Consider the following 19,410-nt stretch of genomic DNA (forward strand, 5'->3'; position numbering starts at 1 on the left):
CGTCAGGGACGAATGCGCCGTGGTACCACCCTTATTTAACCGTTAATTGTATATTTAACGGTCCTTCTGCCTGATAACGGATAGGTTCCGGTAACGGTTGCTGATTCCCCGTTACAGCTCGCAAGGCGGGGAGATTCCTTCGAATCGGGAAACCTTCCAGCCGCGGATTTCCTCTCTGAACCATCGAATCGTGGAATCCCATGTCCTGGGTCATGGCTTTTCCTGCAATAATGATTTTATATAGAATACTATCAGAATCTTCAAGATTCAAGTGTTAAGTTCCGGGGCCTCCCCGCAAAGTATCCGGAATATACTTCGAAGGTTACGCGTCACTTTGTGGGGGATTTACACCAGATGGCAGGCGACGTGGTGGCCGGGGGCCACTTCCCGGTACTTCGGGATCTCGGATTTGCACTGATCCACCGCCATGGGACAGCGGGTATGAAACTTGCAGCCCGATGGCGGGTTGGCCGGGCTCGGGATATCGCCCTTCAGCACAATCCGTTCTCTCCGCATGACAGGGTCGGGAATAGGAACCGCCGACAGGAGAGCCTTCGTATACGGATGGAGAGGGTTGCGGAAGAGCTCCTCTCTGGATGCCTGCTCGACCATCGAACCAAGGTACATGACAGCAACATGGGTACACAGATGCTCTACGACGCTAAGATCGTGTGAGATAAACAGATATGTGAGTCCTTTCGTCTCTTGCAGATCGCTAAGCAGATTAATGATTTGGGCCTGGATAGAAACGTCCAGAGCCGACACCGGTTCATCCGCGACGATGAATTCGGGATTCAGAATCAGCGCCCGTGCTATTCCGATCCGCTGTCTCTGTCCGCCGGAAAACTCATGCGGGAAACGATCGATATGATATGGCGCCAGCCCGCAAATATTCAGTACCTCCAGCACCTGCTCCCGAGCCTCTTTCCGGTCTGCGATTCCGTGGTCAATCAGTGCTTCGCCAATGGCTTCGCCAATTTTCATCCGCGGGTTCAAAGAGCTGTAGGGGTCCTGAAACACCAACTGCATCCTCGGGCGCAGCTTCCTCAGCTCTTTCCTCGGGAGCCCATGAATGTCCGTCCCCTGAAACAGCACCTGTCCTTCTGTTTTATCATTCAGGCGGAGGATGGTGCGGCCGACCGTGCTTTTGCCGCAGCCGGACTCACCGACCAGGCCGAGGGTTTCCCCCTTCTTCAGGGTGAAGGAAACGTCGTCTACCGCTTTGACGTGACCGACCGTTCTTTGCAAAATCCCGCCGCGGATCGGAAAATATTTTTTTAACCGTTGAACCTCCAACAATACCTCACCCATGGGCAGCCCCTCCCTCGTAAAGCCAACAGGCTACTTTATGCTCCTTGTTTTCGACCAGTAGATCAGGGTGGGCCTCTTTGCAAACCGGCATGCAGCGATCGCAGCGATCGCTGAAATAGCAGTTATTTCCCAGCGAGATCGGGTTTGGCACCTGTCCGGGAATGGAATAGAGCCGCTTTTGCTTTTTGTACAAAATAGGTTTCGCTTTAAGCAGCCCTTGGGTATAAGGATGCTTGGGGTTGTGAAAAAGCTCGACAACCGGCGCTTCCTCGATCACTTTGCCGGCGTACATAACGACGACATAATCGGCCATTTCAGCGACCACCCCAAGGTCATGGGTAATCAGCATAAGAGAGGTATTCAACTGCTCCTTGATTTTTCTCATTAAATCAAGAATTTGGGCTTGGATTGTCACATCCAGCGCAGTCGTCGGCTCGTCTGCGATCAGCAGCTTGGGATCACAGCTTAGCGCAATGGCGATCATGATTCTCTGCCTCATACCGCCGCTTAACTCATGGGGGTATGAGTCCATGATTTGCTCCGCGCGCGGAATGCCGACCAAACGGATCATGTCTATCGCTTTTTCGCGGGCCTCTTTCTTGGAGAGCCGCTTATGCTCTATCAGCGGTTCCATGATTTGCTCTCCGATCTTGAGGACCGGGTTCAAGGATGACATGGGCTCCTGGAAGATCATCGCGATCTCGTTGCCGCGTATGGCCCGCATTTCATGCTCCTTCAGCTTGAGCAAATCCTGGCCCCGGAACAGGATTTCGCCGCTTTCGATTTTCCCGGGGGGAGAGGCGATGAGCCTCATTAAAGACATGGCGGTGACGCTTTTGCCGCAGCCGGATTCACCGACGACACATAACGTTTCCCCTTCTTTTATTTTAAAGCTGACATCATTGACCGCTTGGACGACGCCGGCCTCGGTGTAGAAGGATGTTTTTAAATTGCGAAACTCCACCAAATTTTCTGCCATATTCGTTTCTCCTATCTTTTCATTTTAGGGTCTAAGGCGTCTCGTAATCCGTCCCCGATCAGATTGATGGAGATGACGGTGACAAAGATGCAGATTCCGGGTGGAATCCATAGCCAAGGCCGTAATTGAAAATCGACGAGATTGTTGGCCACCTGGATCATATTTCCCCATGACGGTGTAGGGGGAATGACACCAATTCCAAGATAGCTCAAGGCGGACTCGGCCAGAATGGCCGAAGCTACCGTCAACGTAGCCGATACGATGATAATCGGAACGGTGTTGGGCAGCAGATGGCGGAAAATTTTTCGATGATCTCTTAATCCGAGCACCTCGGCAGCCTGCATGAATTCCTGCTCCCTGAGGCTTAAGACCTGACTTCGGACCAAGCGGGACAGGGTGGCCCAGCCTAACATACCGAGAATGAACATGACGACATAGATTCGCGCTCCGGCCGGAATTTTCAAATCGGATAGAACGGCCCCCAACAAAATAAGCAAGGGCAGGTTGGGGACGGAATAAATAATATCGGCCAATCTCATTATGATAGAATCCGCCCAGCCACGGTAATAACCGGCAATGGCACCCAACACACTGCCGATCAGGACCGAAATGAACATGGCCGCAATGCCGACGGTCAGCGAAATCCGCCCGGCCAGCATCGTGCGTGTCAGCACATCTCTGCCCAACTTGTCAGTTCCCAGCCAATGAGTGGAGTTAGGAGCTTTGTTGCCGTTAGCTACACTGACCTTCTCCATCAGGTGGGAGGAGATGAGGGGGCCGACGAAACAGAATACAACCATGAAGGCGAGCACGGTCAGTCCGATCATCGCCATCCGGTTTTTGCGCAATCTCCGAAGTGCAAGCCTCCAGGGAGAAGAAGGGTGGGATCGTTTGGCAACGCTTACTTGAGTATTTGTTGAAGGTACCGGTTTCATGTCCATCTCCTCCTATTTCAGACGTATTCTGGGATCGGCCGTTCCGTATAACAGATCTGCCAGGAAGTTGCCCAGAACGGTCAGCAGCGCCAGAAACATTGTAAAACCCATCAGAAACGGGTAGTCCCTCAACCCCACTGCTTCCAGATTGATCCGGCCGATTCCGGGCCAGTTATAGATTTTCTCCAGGATGATGGCTCCGGCAAATAAACCGGGAAGCTCCAGACCGAACAAAGTAATGGCGGGAAGCAAGGCGTTCCTCAAGGCATGCTTGTAGATGACCATCTTCTCTTTCAGTCCCTTTGCTCTTGCGGTGCGGATATAGTCCTGCCTGATAACCTCCAGCATACTGGTTCTGATGTACCGGGTCAGTGATCCGGCGTGAATCATCGTAAGCACCATAACGGGAAGGAACATATGCTTGGCCAGATCCCAGAGCCGGGCGAATCCGCTCAAATTGCTTCCGGTTGTGTACATTCCGCCGACAGGGAAAATATTAAAGTCAACGGCAAATAATTTGATCAGCAAGAGACCGATAAAAAAGGAAGGAAGCGACATGGCGGCAAACACAAAAAAAGTGGCGCCCGCATCGAACAGGGAATATTGCCTTGTTGCGGAGAAAATGCCGACAAAAACGGCAATCATCCAATACAGAACGAGAGCGACGACAGCCAGCAGGAAGGAGTTCCACATATAATCATTCAAAACTTTCGTCACCGGCTGTTTGTACATCAGAGAATCGCCGAATTCGCCTTTCAGAACATTGCCTATCCATGTGAAATAGCGTTCCATCAGAGGCTTGTCTAAGCCGTAGATTTCCCTGAGCTCTTGAGCTCTTTCCGCAGTCAAATTCGGGTTGGAATTGGCATCTACGAAATCGCCCGGGGCGAGGGTGAGGACGAAAAAGATAAGAAGAGAGATTCCGATCAAGGTAGGAATCATGTTAAACAATCTGCGAATGACATACTGCTTCATTCCGTTCCTCCTCGTAGTTAGTCCATATGCCCAGCCCGAAGGCTGAGCATATGGACTTTCGGGTAATGTGTTGCATACTTACTACAGCAAATCAAACCCTTTTTATTAATTGATGGACACATGATAAAGGCTGTACGGAAATCTCTTGAACGAAGACACATCCCAGCCCTGCGCCCGGGCATTGATCGGCAAGATGTCTGTACGCTGATACAAGTAAATATAAGGCGGATCTTCATTAAGCTCTTTATACAGCTCGTGGTAAATCGGCTTCCGCTTCTCGATATCCAGTTCCAGGAGCCCTTTAGCCAGCAATTCATCGACCTTCGGATTGGAATATCCGATTTCATTCTGAGAGCCGTTCGTTCCGAACACGTTCGTGGAATCCGGATCCGGTGTCAGCTGCCATGCCAGGAAGAACATGTCGAAATCGCCTTTCTTCTGCTTCTCCTTCACCGCGTTGAAATCCAGCATATCCGGCTCAAATGCGATTCCCAATTCTTTATAGTTCTCTTGGGCAACCGGGATGATAACATCATTGACCGGGTTGGGGGTGGTTGCCAGGAAATGGATTTTGAATTTCACTCCATCCTTCTCACGAATGCCGTCGGCTCCGACCTTCCAACCGGCTTCATCCAGCAATTGAGCGGCCTTCTCCAGATTGAATTCATATTTATTAACGTCATCGGTATATGCCCAGGATACATTGGATTGCGGAACATTAATGACCTTAGCATTGCCCTGGTAAACCGCTTCCACAATTTCCTCCCGGTTCAAGCCGTAGGTCAGCGCCTGCCGAACACGCTTATCCTTGAATTTCGGATCATTATGATTGAACCCGATGTAACCGTATCCGTTCGTCGGGAACAGGTTAATATCCAGGAATCCCAATGATTTAAGCAGCTCGACATTGTCCTTGCTGACGGTCACTTGAGTTTCGGAATCCGTCTCGCCGGCTTGCAGCGACTGGATATTCGTATCACTCGAGGTTACCTTGTAAATCAGCTTGGGAATTTTCGGCTTTCCTTTAAAATAATTTTCATTCGCGACGAAGCGAACCTCTTGCCCGGGAACGTAAGCTTCCATAATATAAGGGCCGGAGCCCAGCGGCTTCTGGTGAAGTTCCTTCATATAGTCCAGACTGCCCTGCTTATAATCTTTACCGTAATAATGCTTGGGAATGATCACATCCCCTATATTGGCCAGAGTGGATGCGCTTACTTCTGTAGTCGTAATTTCAATCGTATGCTCATCGATGACCTTGATGCCTTCGACTTCGGAGGCGGTTCCTTCCTTGTATTCTTTACCTCCCTTGATCTTGGCCTTCATAATGTCGGAAGGGCCGTCATAGGACTTGTCGTGCAAGACCGTCAAGGTAAAGGCGACATCCTCTGCGGTTAACGGCGTCCCGTCGGTAAACTTCACGTCATCCCGCAAATGAAAGGTGTAAACCAACTTGTCGTCGGAAACTTCCCATTTCTTGGCGACGCTGGGCTCGTATGTGCCGTCTTTCTTGACTTGAATCAAGGAATCGAAAATCGCAGAGTTAACATAATTGTCGTAAGCGGTTTCGCCGTATATTCCGTTAAACAAACCTTTGAAGTCTTGCATCCCGATAATGAGCGTGTCTGTTCTGCTTTGTGCCGCAGCAGGGCTCTTGGATTTGTCGGACGCAGGGATGAAACTGTCACTGGCTTTACTCTGTTCAGGAGTTGGAGCGGCAGAGGGCGCCGTGGATGGGGCGGTGCTCGCGCTCGGCTGTGGACTTGAGGTATCTGGCGGCGGATCGGCTGATTTTGTGCTGCAGGCTGAGAGAACTAAGGTGCCAGATAAGAGCAAGCTAAGTACAACATTTAATTTTTTTGACATGTTGCAACCTCCCTTAAATGGTTAAATTTAACACACTATCACTAAACTATCAGAATATTCTTGAAAAGTTTGTCGAATTATGTAGTAAGAAAGAAATATTTTTTTGCGCATATGGACAAAAAGAAAAATTTTATTACTTTAAAGCGTAGACCCTTCAAAGCGGTTTAGTACTATTTTGCTGCAGTTATTTTGCTCTGTATGGCAAAGTGAAGTTTGTCGAGATATGGTAAAATAAGGTGAGCAATACGGATCGGGAACAAGCTTCAAAATCTATTAATTTATTAATTAAAGGGAGGGACTCCTATGAAAATAGCAGTGACAGGAGGAACCGGCTTTATCGGAGGGCATTTGGTGAAGCATTTAATTAATCAGGGTCATGAAGTCCTGGTCATTTCCCGTTCCGCCGAAAGCAAGGTTTCTGGCGCGGCTGTGGTGTCTTGGGATGAAATAGAAAGGGAGCCCGCAAGGCTGGAAGGAGTGGATGCCATCGTCAATCTGGCCGGGGAAACGATCAATCAGAGATGGACCCGGCCGGCCAAAGAGAGAATTCTTCAATCGCGGCTGAAGGCAGCTTCTCGGATAGCCGATGCGGTATCCCGTCTGGAGCGGAAGCCCGAAGTCATAGTGAACGGATCAGGGATGTCGATCTACGGCACCTCGGAGGAAGACTCTTTCGATGAGCAAAGTCCTGCCCGATTAACGGATTTTCTGGCAGCCGTGGTCGAACGGTGGGAAGAAGCGGCGGAAGCCATTCAAGTTCCTCGTTTAATCAAGCTGCGTGTAGGATTGGTGCTGGGTGCGGATGGCGGAGCCTTCCCTCTGATGAAGCTGCCCTATCAACTCGGAGTAGGGGGGCGCCTGGGCAGCGGCAGGCAGTGGATGTCCTGGATCCATATTGAAGATATGGTGCGGCTGATTGATTATTGCATCCGGAATTCGCAACTTTCGGGCCCGGTGAATGCAACGGCCCCTCATCCGGTAACTAACGATGATTTCGGACGGACTTTAGGGCGCGTTATGAAGAGGGGCCACTATTTTCCGGTTCCGTCCTTCGTATTCAAGCTGCTCCTGGGAGAACTGTCCGTTTTGCTGCTGGAAGGGCAGAGAGTCCTCCCGCGGCGGGCGATGGAGTGCGGGTTTAAATTCAAGTATCCTAATTTGCAGGAAGCTTTGGAGAATCTGACCGCCAAGAAACGGAGGGAATGAGCTTACGAATTCTTCTAGCAAGCAGGCTGCGGGAAGCGTTAGAGGATGTACAGGTTATACGGGATGAAATGTGATCGGCATGGGTGGAATCATCCGGTTACAATTATCATTTGTCGACGAGCTGCGTCCGGGCGTTTACACGAGACGGGTCAGGCCGCTGCCGGCGGCTTCGGACATTCAAGCTGACTCTTGCATATTTAAGGACGATTTAAAGACTTGTCTTTATATAAATGGACGAATACAATTAAGTTATAAATAAGCGAAAGATGAAGGGAGATCTGTTATGAAAACGGTCGAAGAACTGGAAGCGAAGCTGGCCGAGCCTTCTGCGGCATTGGTTAAAGAGATTGCAGAGCTGGACGGCGATATCATGCTGCTGGGTGTCGGAGGCAAGATGGGGCCGAGCTTGGCGCGGTTGGCCATGAATGCCATTAAGGAAGCCGGAGTGAACAAGAAGGTAATCGGAGCCTCCCGTTTCTCCTCGGGTACGCTTAGACAGGAGTTGGAGAACGACGGAGTGGAAACGATTGCAGTCGACCTTCTTAATGATTCGGAACTGCAAGCGCTGCCAGATGTCAAAAACATTATTTATATGGCGGGAAATAAATTCGGTACGACCGGCAATGAGCATTTTACCTGGGCGATGAACTCCTACCTGCCCGGGCGGGTGGCGGAGAAATACAGAAATTCCCGGATCGTCGCCTTCTCGACCGGGAACGTCTATCCTCTGACGCCTGTCATCGATGGCGGAGCCACTGAATTAACTCCTCCGAATCCGAACGGGGAATACGGCCAGTCGAGCTTGGGCCGCGAGCGGGTATTCGAATATTTCTCTCATAAATATGGGACTCCGCTGACTGTATTTCGCTTGAATTATGCTATAGACTTGAGATACGGGGTCTTGCTTGAAATTGCCAAGGCAATCAAGGAAGGAAGAGAAATCGATGTAACGATGGGCCATGCCAACGTGATCTGGCAGGGAGACGCCAATGAGATGGCCATCCGCTCTTTGACCGTCGCCAGCAATCCGCCGACTGTGTTGAACGTAACCGGTCCCGAGACGATTTCGCTGCGCTGGGTGGCCAAGGAATTCGCCAACCGTCTTGGTACCGAGGCCAAGATTATCGGCAAGGAAGCAGAGACGGCTCTGCTCAGCAACTCTTCGAAAGCGATCCAAACCTTCGGTTATCCGAGAGTTTCCTTGCTGCAGATGATCGATTGGATTGCCGATTGGGTCCAAATAGATGGAGCTACCTGGAACAAGCCGACTCATTTCCAGGAAAGGGAGGGGAAATATTGATATGGCCAAGCGTAAAGAATTAACTCCCGAACAGCTGCGGGCGCTGCACGACGGTTTGGCGATTCCCGCTCACCCGCTGGCCCTGGATGAGAACCGGAAGCTGGATGAGCGGCGTCAGCGGGCACTGACACGCTACTATATGGCAGCCGGTGCCGGAGGAGTAGCGGTTGGGGTCCATTCGACACAATTTGAAATCCGCGATAAGGACGTGAACTTGCTGGAGCCTGTGCTGCGTCTGGCTGCCGAAGAAGTGGACCGGGCCAATCTGGACCGTCCCTTCCTGAAAATAGCCGGGATTTGCGGGCCGACAGAGCAAGCGATAGCCGAAGCAGAGCTTGCCGTGCGTCTCGGCTATGACATGGGGCTGCTCAGCATGGGCGGTCTTCAGAACTGGACGGAAGAGCAGATTCTCGACAGAACCCGGGCGGTTGCCGAGATTATTCCGGTGTTCGGCTTCTATCTGCAGCCTTCCGTCGGAGGGCGGATCTTCAGCTTCCGGTTCTGGGAGCAGTTCGCGAACATTACCGGCGTTATGGCTATCAAGATGGCTCCGTTCAATCGCTACCAGACGATCGACGTAGCCAGGGCGGTCTGCTATTCCGAGCGCAGAGACGAAATCGCTCTGTATACCGGCAACGATGATAACATTGTCAACGATTTGTTGACAGTCTACCGGTTCCAGGTGAACGGACAGCCGGTGGAAAAAAGAATTGTAGGCGGTCTGCTCGGACATTGGGCGGTCTGGACCCGTAAAGCCGTGGAATTGCTCGAGGAAATCAAGCAGGTCCGAAATAATGAGCAGTTGTCTGCCGAGTGGCTTACCCGGAATATCGAGGTGACAGAGACGAATGCCGCTTTCTTCGATCCTGCCAACCATTTTGCAGGCTGCATTCCGGGAATTCATGAAGTGCTGAGACGCCAAGGGCTGCTGGCCGGCCGCTGGTGCCTTAACCCGAAGGAGGAGTTGTCTCCGGGGCAGATGGAAGAGATTGACCGGATGTATCGGGATTATCCGCATTTGAACGATGATGAGTTTGTCAAGCAACACTTAAATGAGTGGCTGGAGCAGTAAGGTAACGCCCACCATGAGCGGAGGGGTATTCCATGCGGTTTAAAGATGTGTTTTCCATAATAGGACCGGCGATGATCGGTCCTTCCAGCTCACATACGGCGGGGGCTATTCGTCTGGGACGGGTAGCCCGTCAGCTGTTTGGCGAGCTTCCGGAACAAGCGGAGATTACGCTGTTCGGTTCATTTGCCGAAACCTATCAGGGGCATGGGACAGACTTGGCCCTGGTGGGTGGCTTGCTGGATTACGAGCCGGACGATTCGCGGATTCCTCATTCACTGGATGATGCGGAACAGGCCGGCATGAAGGTCAGTTTCCTGCCGAGCTCCCTGCCTGCCTTCCATCCGAATACAGCGAAAATTGCCTTGTCCGGCAAGGGAAAGACGCTGTCGGTGACGGGGGCATCCATTGGGGGAGGCAACATTGAGATTGTCAACGTCAATCAGTTCGACATCAAATTCACCGGCATATATCCAACCTTGGTAATCGCTCATCAGGACCGGCCCGGAATGATCGCGGAGATTACGGCGATTCTCAAGTCGGAGCAGGTGAATATCGGGTATATGGATCTGGACAGAAAGTCCCGCAACGGCGAAGCGATGACGGTCATTGAAGTGGACTCGCCGATTTCCCGCGAGCTGATCGATCAGCTTCTTAAGGTGGACATGATTCATACAGTGGGGACGGTTGACCTCACGGAAAGAGGATGAACAATGAGATTTCGGACGCTGAAGGAATTGGCGGAGTTATGTGAGCAGGAAGGATTATCTATAGCCCGTCTGATGATTGAGGAGCAATCTAAGGAATCGGGCCGGACTCCGGAGCAGGAATTTAATAAGATGAAACAGTATTATGAAGTGATGAAGGAAGCGGTTCATAAAGGGCTGACGGAGGATACGACTTCGCGCAGCGGTCTGACCGGACGGGATGCCCAGCGGGTGAACAGCTTCATGCAGGATCAAGAGCCGTCCTTGGGGAGAGAGGCCTGCCTCGCCATGACGTATGCGCTTGCGGTTTCAGAAGTGAACGCTTCCATGGGGCGAATCATCGCTACGCCGACGGCGGGGTCCTGCGGAATCATTCCGGGTGTCTTCGTCAGCAGCCAACAGAGATTCGGTTGGACCGACGACCATATGGTGGAGGGACTGTTCTGTGCAGGGGCGATCGGCTACGTTATAGCGAACAATTCGTTTGTCTCCGGAGCCGAGGGTGGCTGTCAGGCCGAGGTGGGATCCGCGATCGGAATGGCGGCCGGCGCTATGACGGAACTACGGGGAGGAACCCCGGCTCAAGCGGTACACGCCGTTGGGTTGGCGCTCAAAAATACGCTTGGCCTGATCTGCGACCCGGTCGGCGGCCTAGTTGAAATTCCGTGCATCGTCCGAAACGGCTTCGGCGCAGTGAATGCGCTGGCCGCAGCGGATATGGCACTGGCCGGCGTGAGAAGTGTGATACCGTCCGATGAAGTGGTCAATGTTATGTACGAAGTAGGCAGCGCCATGCCGTCGAAACATCGCGAAACGGCTCAAGGCGGGCTCGCTCAGACTCCGACAGGCAAGCAGATCATGAGCGAGCTGAACTTGCGAAGGGGGAAGAAGCAATGAGCATGGCGGATCGGAAATGGTTGGATGACGGGAAACGGTTGGAGACGGAACTGGTCGAATTTCGTCGCGATTTGCACCGTCATCCCGAGCTTAGCCTGCAGGAATCGAGGACAGCGGGCAAAGTTGCGGAGGCGTTAAGCGGGTTGGGGCTGACCATACGTACGCAAGTAGGGGGCCACGGAATTGTCGCCGACCTGGTTGGGGAAGCCCCCGGGCCCAGGATTGCTCTGCGCGCCGATATGGATGCGCTGCCGATAGAAGAAGAGAGTGGACTTCCTTTCTCTTCCGAAGTCCCGGGTGTTATGCATGCCTGCGGTCATGACGCCCATACGGCCATTCTTCTGGGGGCCGCCCATATTCTGTCTGCGAGACGCCAGAGCCTGAAGGGCACGGTCCGCTTTCTGTTTCAGGCAGCCGAGGAAATCAATGCCGGAGCGAAGGCTATGATCGCAGATGGGGCTCTTAACGGAGTAGACGAAATCTACGGGCTGCATAATTTGCCCACGCTGTCGGCCGGTAAGGTGGCGACCCGCTATGGTTCCTTGATGGGATCGGTTGACCGATTGGAAATCAAGCTGGAGGGGCGCGGGGGGCATGGTGCGATTCCCGATCAGAGCATCGACCCCGTCGTAGCCGCATCGGCCATCGTCATGGGGCTGCAGACGGCAGTGAGCCGCGAAATCTCTCCGTTCGAGCCGGCTGTCGTCACTATTGGGAGCATTCACGCCGGGGAGGCGAATAATGTAATTCCCCATCGGGCCATCCTGACCGGGACCGTGCGTACTTTCTCTCCTCAAGTGCAGAGCGGAATGAAGGAGCGTCTGACAAGAATTATCCAGCAAATTAGCGAAGCCTATCGCTGCCGCGCAACGGTAAACTATATCGAACAGACACCGGTGCTGGTCAGTACGGATGAATGTGTCAGCCATGTCGAACAGACTACGGATCGTCTTATCGGACGGGAAAATCGGGTTGAGGCGGCTCCCACTATGGCCGGAGAAGATTTCTCCGTTTACCTTAACCATGTACCGGGTTGTTTCTTCTGGCTCGGATCGGGGCCTGCGGAAAATGCTGAACAGGCGTATGGTCTTCACCATCCGAAGTTTGCAATAGATGAACAGTGTATTGCTCTAGGTGCTTCATTGCTGTCAGCCATTGCAAATGATCGGCTGAACGGGTATAAATGAGAGGGAAGCCATCATCTTTAACTTGAAGCTGGAGGCACATTGCTCATGATTTCTAATTGGAATACCAATGAATTGGACAATATCAAAATCGGTGTGATTGGTTCCGAAGTACTTATAAAAAAGATCAGCAAAGTGATGAAAGGATTCCCTTCCTTTCAGCCGATTTATTCTGCGTTTAAAAGTGAACAGGAAGTACCGTCATTGGCCCAAAAATTGATGGACGAGGTGGAGGTCCTTCTATTTTCAGGGCCTCTTCCTTATCAGCGAGCTAAGGACAAGCTCAAATTTACCGTTCCGGTTCATTATTTGCCGCTGACCGGGACAGGCTTGTATCGGGCATTATTCCGTGCATATAAGCGATTTGCCGCCGCCACACTATCGGTCGACACCTTAAAGATGCAGATGATTGAATCCCCGTTGAACGAATTAGGGGAGGTCGGGCTGCAAACCTTCGTCTATAATGGCAAGGATCCGTATTCCAGAGAGGCCCTTATTCAATTTCACCGACAAATCTACGAGGAAACGCAAGGGAAGTCGTGTGCCTTAACCGGATTGAAATCGGTTGCAGCCGCACTGACGGAACTTAACATCCCGAACGAGTGGGTCGTGCCGACCGAGCAGGATATCATCGTTACCCTGGAAAGAGCCTTGTTATCGACAGAGTCCCGCAAGAGTAAGGAATCTCAGATTGTGCTGGGATTTATCGTCATTGACGATTCGGCCAGGTTATATGAAATGAAAACGACCGAACACGAGGTGCAGAAGCTAAAGCTGGAAATTCACCGAATGCTTCTGGAATATGTTGAGTCATTGGATGGCCATCTGACCCATCTGGGCGGGGATGAATATTTGTTCACAACGACTCGCGGTATTTTTGAACGGGAAACCGGGGGGTACAAATATATTCCGCTCGGAAGAGAAGCGGAAAAATCACTTGGCTTTACCATCAGCATGGGGGTTGGCTTCGGCCAGTCCGCAGGAGAAGCGGGGACGCATGCGCGCATCGCTCTGCGGCAAGCCCGGGAAGCCGGGGGCAATATCAGCTTCATCGTCCGCGAGGATCGAAGCGTCATCGGTCCGCTAGAGATGTCCCAGCCACTGGAGATGAATTTGTCGCTGATCGATTCGAATCTGATCAAGAAAGCGGAGAATAATGGAATGACACTGGCTTACTTGAGCAAGCTGGCGGCTCAGGTGGCGCGTAAAGGGCAGACGGATTATACGGCCAAGGAGCTGGCGGAGATTCTGGGTGTAACCATCCGGAGTGTGCACCGGTTTCTGCTGCAATGGACCGATAGCGGTTTGGTGGACATTGTAGGCGAGCAGCGAAGTCCGTCCAAGGGGCGGCCCAAACAAATTTATCGGCTTTTGTTTATCGATAATCAACAAGAAAACTAAGCCATAGTCCAAAAAAATGATTAAAACAACAATAATAATGATTGAATCTTTCAAAAATAAGACATATAATTTCATTAAGATTTCTTATTTTATAAAAGGAGCGACCATTCATGAACTATGGCAAGTTTACTTATCCGGAAATTTCTTCCCAGTCTGAAGCGATTCAGGCGGCTCTCCAGATTGTTGAGCAAAATCAAGGATGGATTGACCGTTATTTGAAAAACAATCAATGTGACGAAGTTATTTTTATCGGGTCCGGATCGTCTTATTATCAAGCCCAGACGATGGCCTCGACGTATCGAAAGTGGCTCGGTAAAGATGCCTCGGCATGGCCATCCTCTGAAATTTTCTTGTTTAGAGATCAGGCGGCAGCGGCAGGACGTCAGTATCTGTTGGTAGGTGTATCCCGTTCAGGAGAATCCACAGAGGTTATCCTTGCTCTGGAATCCGTGAAAGATTTGGCCAACTGGACGACCTGCGGAATTACATGCTATGCTGACAGTAAAATGGCTCAAATGACGGAGTGTCTTGTATCCGAACGGGGTCAGGAGAAGAGCACGGTCATGACCAAATCGTTCAGCAGCATGACTTTCATGATGCAAGCTGCAATCGCTTCCGCTTCCGGCAAGGCGGAGCTATGGGATGATATTCGCAAGGTGGCGGAAATGGATGAGCAGGTAGTCAAAGCGGCAGATCCCGTAGCCAAAGAATTAGCTTCAAACAAGTTCAGCAAATATATTTATTTGGGGATGGGAGCGTATTTCGGGTTGGCTCAGGAAGCCTGTCTGAAAATTAAAGAGATGTCTTATGTCTGGACGGAAAGCTTCGGCACATTGGAGTTTCGTCATGGTCCCAAATCTGTCGTTGACAAAGATACCTTCGTGTGTGTTATGGTCTCCGAGCAGGCCAGAAGCTACGAGTTGAAGGTAGCCGAAGAGATGAAGGCTTACGGAGCTCATGTTATGCTGATTACAGCCCGCAAAGGGGACGATACGGCTTTTGCCGATACGGTTTTTGAAGTGGGTGGAGCTGACTTATCCGATGAAGCCAGAAGTGTTCTTAATCTTCCAGTCCTGCAGTATCTTGGTTTATATACAGCTATTGAATTGGGTGTCGATCCGGATAGCCCGCGCAACTTGACGCAAGTCGTTAAAATCTAAAGAACTAGTATTACATTGCCACATTTATTCAAATTTGTACTAAAGTCTAACATTTGGAGTGAGCAGAAATCATGGTCGGAAAGGGTTCATCCAAAGGTGAGCAACGGCGCGCCAACATTCTGAATATGCTTAAACAAAATGGACGGATAACCGTGCAGGAAATAGTGGGCAGATTCGCATGCTCGGAAGCGACGGCCCGCCGCGACCTGGATCTGCTCGAGAAGACGGAACCGATCATTCGTACGATAGGCGGAGCTTTGTATGACGGCTTTAGTGCCACCCGGGAAATATCGTTCACCGAGCGCAAGCATTATTCCTGGATAGAGAAGGAAGCTATTGCTGAGAAGGCGGCTTCTCTTATCGGGGAAGGTGATATTATAGGTTTGACCGGGGGGACCACCACCTTTTTGATTGCCAGAGCGCTAAAGACGCGCAGAGGGATTACCGTGGTGACCAACGCAGTCAATATTGCCATGGAGTTAGCCGATAACGACGAGATTCAGATCGTCGTTATCGGCGGAATCATGCGGAACAAAAGCTTCGAGCTATGCGGTCCCCTGGCCGAGAAGATGGTCGACAGCTTGAACATAGGCAAGATGTTTATCGGAATTGATGGGATTTCCTTGCAGGGCGTGACCACCTATTCGGAATCGGAAGCGGAGATCGCCAAAGCGCTGATCAAAAGATCCGGGCAAACCTATGCCGTATTCGATCACTCCAAAGTGGGAAAAAGCTCGCTGTTTTCCATCGCTCCATTGTCATCCCTGCACGCTTGCATTACCGATGCGAAGAATATGGGGGCCGAACTTCATGAGCAATTGGTGAAGCTTGGCGTTAAGCAGTATTTAGTTGATTCCAGTGGAAAAAGAGAGGGAAGCGTATGAAATATTATGCCGGTATCGACTTGGGGGGAACGAATATTGTCTGCGGCCTCCTGGATGAACAGTTTCAACTGCTCCGCAAACTCAAGCTTCCAACGGAAGCAGCCAAAGGCGGGGAACACGTGATTGCCAAAATTGCCGGGATGGTGGATGAACTGATCGGCCAGCAAGGGATTACCCGCAAGGATGTCCGCGCCATCGGCGCTGGAATTCCCGGTTTAATTAATCCGGCGGAAGGAATTTGCAATTTCGCGGCCAACCTGTCCTGGAGAGATTTCAAAGTCAGTGAGAAACTCAATCAATTGCTGGGCATTCCTGTGTTTATCGATAATGATGTGCGCATGTATGTCCAAGGTGAAGCAGCCAAAGGAGCCGGGCAAGGCTATCCGGTAGTATTCGGCATAACCATCGGAACCGGTGTAGCGGCCGCTTTAGTTGAGAATGGCAAGCTGTATTACGGCGGATCCTACATTGCCGGTGAGATCGGCCATATTCGGATGGACGGGGAAGAGAGTTTGTGCGGATGCGGGCTAACGGGTTGTTTGGAAACGGTTGCTTCTGCGACAGGTCTGGCAAGACAAGCGCGAGAAGCGGTCGAGAAGGGGACCTCCACGATCATGTCCTCTATGGTTTCCAGTCCGGCAGAGCTAACCGCGACGCATCTTTCTCAAGCTTATGATCAAGGAGACCAGGTTGCAATCGATATTATGACGCATACCGGCAAGCAGTTAGGCAGAGGGCTTTCTTATGCGGTTACATTACTTAACCCGGACGTCATCGTTATCGGCGGCGGAGGCGCGAACGCGGGAGAACGTCTGCTGGGTCCGATGAAGCAGGAGCTTCAGCGTTTAGTTCTGCCTATGTATTGGGACCGTTTGGAGATCAAAACAGCAGAACTGCTGGATGATGCCGGAGTCATCGGCAGCGCGGTTAACGCCTCCAACCGGGTAGCGGAGTAGAAGAAGGGACTCGCTTCCAGCAATCTTCTTGCGTCTTTCTATCTCCCTAAATAACATCCATATCACTAAGCCGTTCCATCTTTTGATAAAAACTGCCCAAACTGAACTGCACCTCTTATGTTAGAGGGTCTCTAACTTTCGAGGGTCTCTTCAAAAATAGGGGCAGTTTTTATTTTTTTACCGCATCAGAAGGTTAAAGTTTATTAAGGCAACAAATGAATACCTTTCAAACTGGCATAAAAAAGCTACCGCGTAAAATCTTCACACGATCAGACACCCTGGCAAGCGACCGCGCCGGGGCAGGCTAATGCCATATTACTCCACGTCCTTGCCTCGACCAAGATGGCCGACCAATTTCTTCAAACTTGCCTGTTTTTCTTAGCTTATTTTGCTTACCTGTAGCTTGCCTATTTACTTACTTATACACAAAACGTATACACTTATCTACCAATTGCCTATATGCTTACTGCTGTAAGACGTATACATTTATCTACCTTGCCTATATGCTTACCGCTGTAAGACGTATACATTATCTACCGTGCCTATGAGCTTGCCGATGACAAGACGAATATCTCTGTCTATACTTTCCTATTTACTTACTTATACACAAAACGTATACACTTATCTATCAATTGCCTATATGCCACCCCTGTACAAGACGTATACACTTAACTGCCATTTGGTTATGCTGTGCAAGACGTATACACTCGTTTCTACCACTTGCCTATGCACTTACCGATGCACTAGATGTAACCGCTATTTATCGCTTGCCTATGTGCTTATCTTAGTACTCACGTATTCACTTAATGTATATCTTTTATCTCTTTGCGCAGCCTTTTGACTGTTATCCCCTTTGCTCAGAAAAAGTACATGGCTTGATGGATTAAATGTCAGATAAATAGTCAATTTAAAAGATGTTTATTAGTCATGCTCAGAAAAGAGAAGCAATCTGAAGTGTCGCCCGTTATTCAATAATTAATAGATGTTCAATTCGGTTACAGTTATCCAGATGTCCGCAAACAAGCACGGGCGAGATGATCAAAAATTGGGACTTTCTGCAATTGTAAATTCAGACGAAAACAGAATTCATCCAGGTAATGCTGTAAATACTTCGGTCCGATCCCGTTAAATACTCGATTAGTCCAGGCTCTCGCTTTGCGCAAATAATTCCGCAGGGAAGGAACGCGTTGATAATGGTAGCGCCTCGTCTCGATATCCACGTCGATTGCATCCGGGCTGACATGCTCCTTGATGAAGTGCTCGCCCGCAGACCGATAGATTCTGCCATCCTCCATATCTTCCGGACGAACGGTTTTGATTTTGACCTGCTGAGGTACAGCTCCTTTGTCCAAGGAAGCAACGACGAATACAGGCCTCTGTTCGGGATAGAGCCCTAAGACCGATGCAGCGCTGCGGAAAGGGCGATGAAAGGCTGTGCCCCCCTTCACCACACCGGTAAGCGGCTGCTTATGATCTGCTTGAGACAAAGCTTGGCGAATCTTGTGAAGGATCGCCCAGGCGGTTTTATAAGTGACCTGCAGGAACGAACTGAGCTGAACGGCATTCGTGCCTTGCTCGGTATTGGCAACGAGATGAAAAGCGAGAAACCATTTGCACAGTGAAGTCCGGCTTCCTTCCATCACTGTACCAGCGATCAGGGAAGTCTGATGTCGGCAGCTTCGGCACTCATAGAGCGGCAGCCGGCGGGAACGGATGACATACGCCTGCCTATGTTCGCAACGAGGACAGGAAAAGCCATCCGGCCATTTCGCTTGATAGATGAATTGTACACAATCCTCCTCGGTTTTAAAGCGATTCCGAAAAGCTTTTTCCTCTTGCTTGAAGGCACTTTCGTCCCATTTGGAGTACCGATCCATAGACAGATTTAACAAAACATCTTGAATTATTTTCGAATCTACACTTCGACCCGCATCCATTTCTGGCTTTCGGTGCACATCCGAACGGCAATCTTTATCCGCGTTTCTAGACAAAAATGGCCCCAAGCCAAAACTCTTGTCCGACTCTTCATCCCACTTCGAACTGAAACTTTCAGTCCATTTTCGATACAAACCTGAATGAAAGCCAGTACGCCGCTCTAACTCCATAGCCTCCGAAGCAAAAGAGGACATTGCGCTCACCTCAATAATACGAACACATGTTTGTTTTTATTATATCGAATATACGTTCTCGTATCAAGAAGTATTTATAAAAAGAGTAGAGGTTTAGATCGAGTCTGGACGTAATTTTTAAGAGCAACTATGGTAAATCTTAAAGACAAATCACCTCTGAATTTTCACAAATAAAAACTGTATTTTTAAGAGTCAAAGAAACAAGAAAAGAGGGGAGGTACTGAGTGAATGGGATAACAGTCAAAGAGCCGGGAAAGAGATAATGACACAACCAAACGGAACTGAGTGAACGGGGTAGCAATCAAAAGGGGGCGATGTATGAAGCTGCTGCAGATAAGAAACTGAGTGAACGGGATAACAGTCAAAGGGCCTGTAAAGAGATAATGACACAACCAAACGGAACTGAGTGAACGGGGTAGCAATCAAAAGGGGGCGATGTATGAAGCTGCTG

The 19,410-nt window shown here is 50.4% G+C and carries 16 protein-coding genes; 10 read left to right on the top strand and 6 right to left on the bottom strand.

Annotation, left to right across the window (positions count from 1 at the left end):
* Window positions 1-345: 345 nt before the first annotated feature.
* The 5 genes from ACTHRH_RS17585 to ACTHRH_RS17605 all read right to left on the bottom strand — a co-directional run bounded on the left by ACTHRH_RS17585 (window position 346) and on the right by ACTHRH_RS17605 (window position 6,066).
* Window positions 346-1,311 (bottom strand): ABC transporter ATP-binding protein, encoded by a 966-nt coding sequence (locus ACTHRH_RS17585; RefSeq protein ID WP_440416819.1) that lies wholly within the window; start codon window positions 1,309-1,311, stop codon window positions 346-348.
* On the bottom strand, window positions 1,304-2,290 hold the full coding sequence (locus ACTHRH_RS17590; protein WP_440416821.1) for an ABC transporter ATP-binding protein: 987 nt from the start codon (window positions 2,288-2,290) through the stop codon (window positions 1,304-1,306). The genes ACTHRH_RS17585 and ACTHRH_RS17590 overlap by 8 nt, the downstream gene beginning before the upstream one ends.
* An 11-nt stretch (window positions 2,291-2,301) precedes the next feature.
* Window positions 2,302-3,225, bottom strand: coding sequence for an oligopeptide ABC transporter permease (opp4C, locus tag ACTHRH_RS17595; RefSeq protein WP_144941144.1), 924 nt, complete (start codon window positions 3,223-3,225; stop codon window positions 2,302-2,304).
* 12 nt (window positions 3,226-3,237) lie between these two features.
* Complete coding sequence (locus ACTHRH_RS17600) at window positions 3,238-4,200, bottom strand: ABC transporter permease (RefSeq protein ID WP_440416823.1); 963 nt, start codon at window positions 4,198-4,200, stop codon at window positions 3,238-3,240.
* Between the two features lie 105 nt (window positions 4,201-4,305).
* On the bottom strand, window positions 4,306-6,066 hold the full coding sequence (locus ACTHRH_RS17605) for an ABC transporter substrate-binding protein (protein WP_440416825.1): 1,761 nt from the start codon (window positions 6,064-6,066) through the stop codon (window positions 4,306-4,308).
* 303 nt (window positions 6,067-6,369) lie between these two features.
* Here ACTHRH_RS17605 and ACTHRH_RS17610 point away from each other — a divergent pair, with 303 nt between their 5' ends.
* The 10 genes from ACTHRH_RS17610 to ACTHRH_RS17655 all read left to right on the top strand — a co-directional run bounded on the left by ACTHRH_RS17610 (window position 6,370) and on the right by ACTHRH_RS17655 (window position 16,830).
* A complete protein-coding gene (locus ACTHRH_RS17610; RefSeq protein ID WP_379286338.1) occupies window positions 6,370-7,272 on the top strand; it encodes a TIGR01777 family oxidoreductase in 903 nt (300 codons plus the stop codon).
* A 283-nt stretch (window positions 7,273-7,555) separates the two neighbouring features.
* Window positions 7,556-8,572 carry an NAD-dependent epimerase/dehydratase family protein gene (locus ACTHRH_RS17615; protein ID WP_144933858.1) on the top strand — a complete coding sequence of 339 codons (1,017 nt, stop codon included), beginning with the start codon at window positions 7,556-7,558 and terminating at the stop codon, window positions 8,570-8,572.
* Window position 8,573: 1 nt separating this feature from the next.
* Complete coding sequence (locus ACTHRH_RS17620; protein ID WP_440416828.1) at window positions 8,574-9,644, top strand: dihydrodipicolinate synthase family protein; 1,071 nt, start codon at window positions 8,574-8,576, stop codon at window positions 9,642-9,644.
* Window positions 9,645-9,676: 32 nt separating this feature from the next.
* Complete coding sequence (gene sdaAB / locus ACTHRH_RS17625) at window positions 9,677-10,351, top strand: L-serine ammonia-lyase, iron-sulfur-dependent subunit beta (RefSeq protein ID WP_144933856.1); 675 nt, start codon at window positions 9,677-9,679, stop codon at window positions 10,349-10,351.
* Window positions 10,352-10,354: 3 nt separating this feature from the next.
* Window positions 10,355-11,245 carry an L-serine ammonia-lyase, iron-sulfur-dependent, subunit alpha gene (sdaAA, locus tag ACTHRH_RS17630; protein ID WP_144933855.1) on the top strand — a complete coding sequence of 297 codons (891 nt, stop codon included), beginning with the start codon at window positions 10,355-10,357 and terminating at the stop codon, window positions 11,243-11,245.
* Entirely contained in the window at window positions 11,242-12,432 is a 1,191-nt protein-coding gene (locus tag ACTHRH_RS17635; protein WP_440416831.1) for a M20 metallopeptidase family protein, read from the top strand. The genes sdaAA and ACTHRH_RS17635 overlap by 4 nt, the downstream gene beginning before the upstream one ends.
* 45 nt (window positions 12,433-12,477) lie before the next feature.
* A complete protein-coding gene (locus ACTHRH_RS17640) occupies window positions 12,478-13,830 on the top strand; it encodes a hypothetical protein (RefSeq protein ID WP_150960353.1) in 1,353 nt (450 codons plus the stop codon).
* 110 nt (window positions 13,831-13,940) lie between these two features.
* On the top strand, window positions 13,941-14,990 hold the full coding sequence (locus tag ACTHRH_RS17645) for an SIS domain-containing protein (RefSeq protein ID WP_150960354.1): 1,050 nt from the start codon (window positions 13,941-13,943) through the stop codon (window positions 14,988-14,990).
* Between the two features lie 71 nt (window positions 14,991-15,061).
* A complete protein-coding gene (locus ACTHRH_RS17650; RefSeq protein ID WP_144933852.1) occupies window positions 15,062-15,874 on the top strand; it encodes a DeoR/GlpR family DNA-binding transcription regulator in 813 nt (270 codons plus the stop codon).
* Window positions 15,871-16,830 carry an ROK family protein gene (locus tag ACTHRH_RS17655; RefSeq protein WP_144933851.1) on the top strand — a complete coding sequence of 320 codons (960 nt, stop codon included), beginning with the start codon at window positions 15,871-15,873 and terminating at the stop codon, window positions 16,828-16,830. Before ACTHRH_RS17650 ends, ACTHRH_RS17655 begins: the two co-directional genes overlap by 4 nt.
* 1,001 nt (window positions 16,831-17,831) lie before the next feature.
* Here ACTHRH_RS17655 and ACTHRH_RS17660 read toward each other — a convergent pair.
* Entirely contained in the window at window positions 17,832-18,821 is a 990-nt protein-coding gene (locus tag ACTHRH_RS17660) for an IS1595 family transposase (RefSeq protein ID WP_440416834.1), read from the bottom strand.
* Window positions 18,822-19,410: the final 589 nt, after the last annotated feature.

Origin of the sequence: Paenibacillus sp. SAFN-117, from assembly GCF_051966115.1 — a bacterium.
GTDB classification, from domain to species: domain Bacteria; phylum Bacillota; class Bacilli; order Paenibacillales; family NBRC-103111; genus Paenibacillus_L; species Paenibacillus_L residui.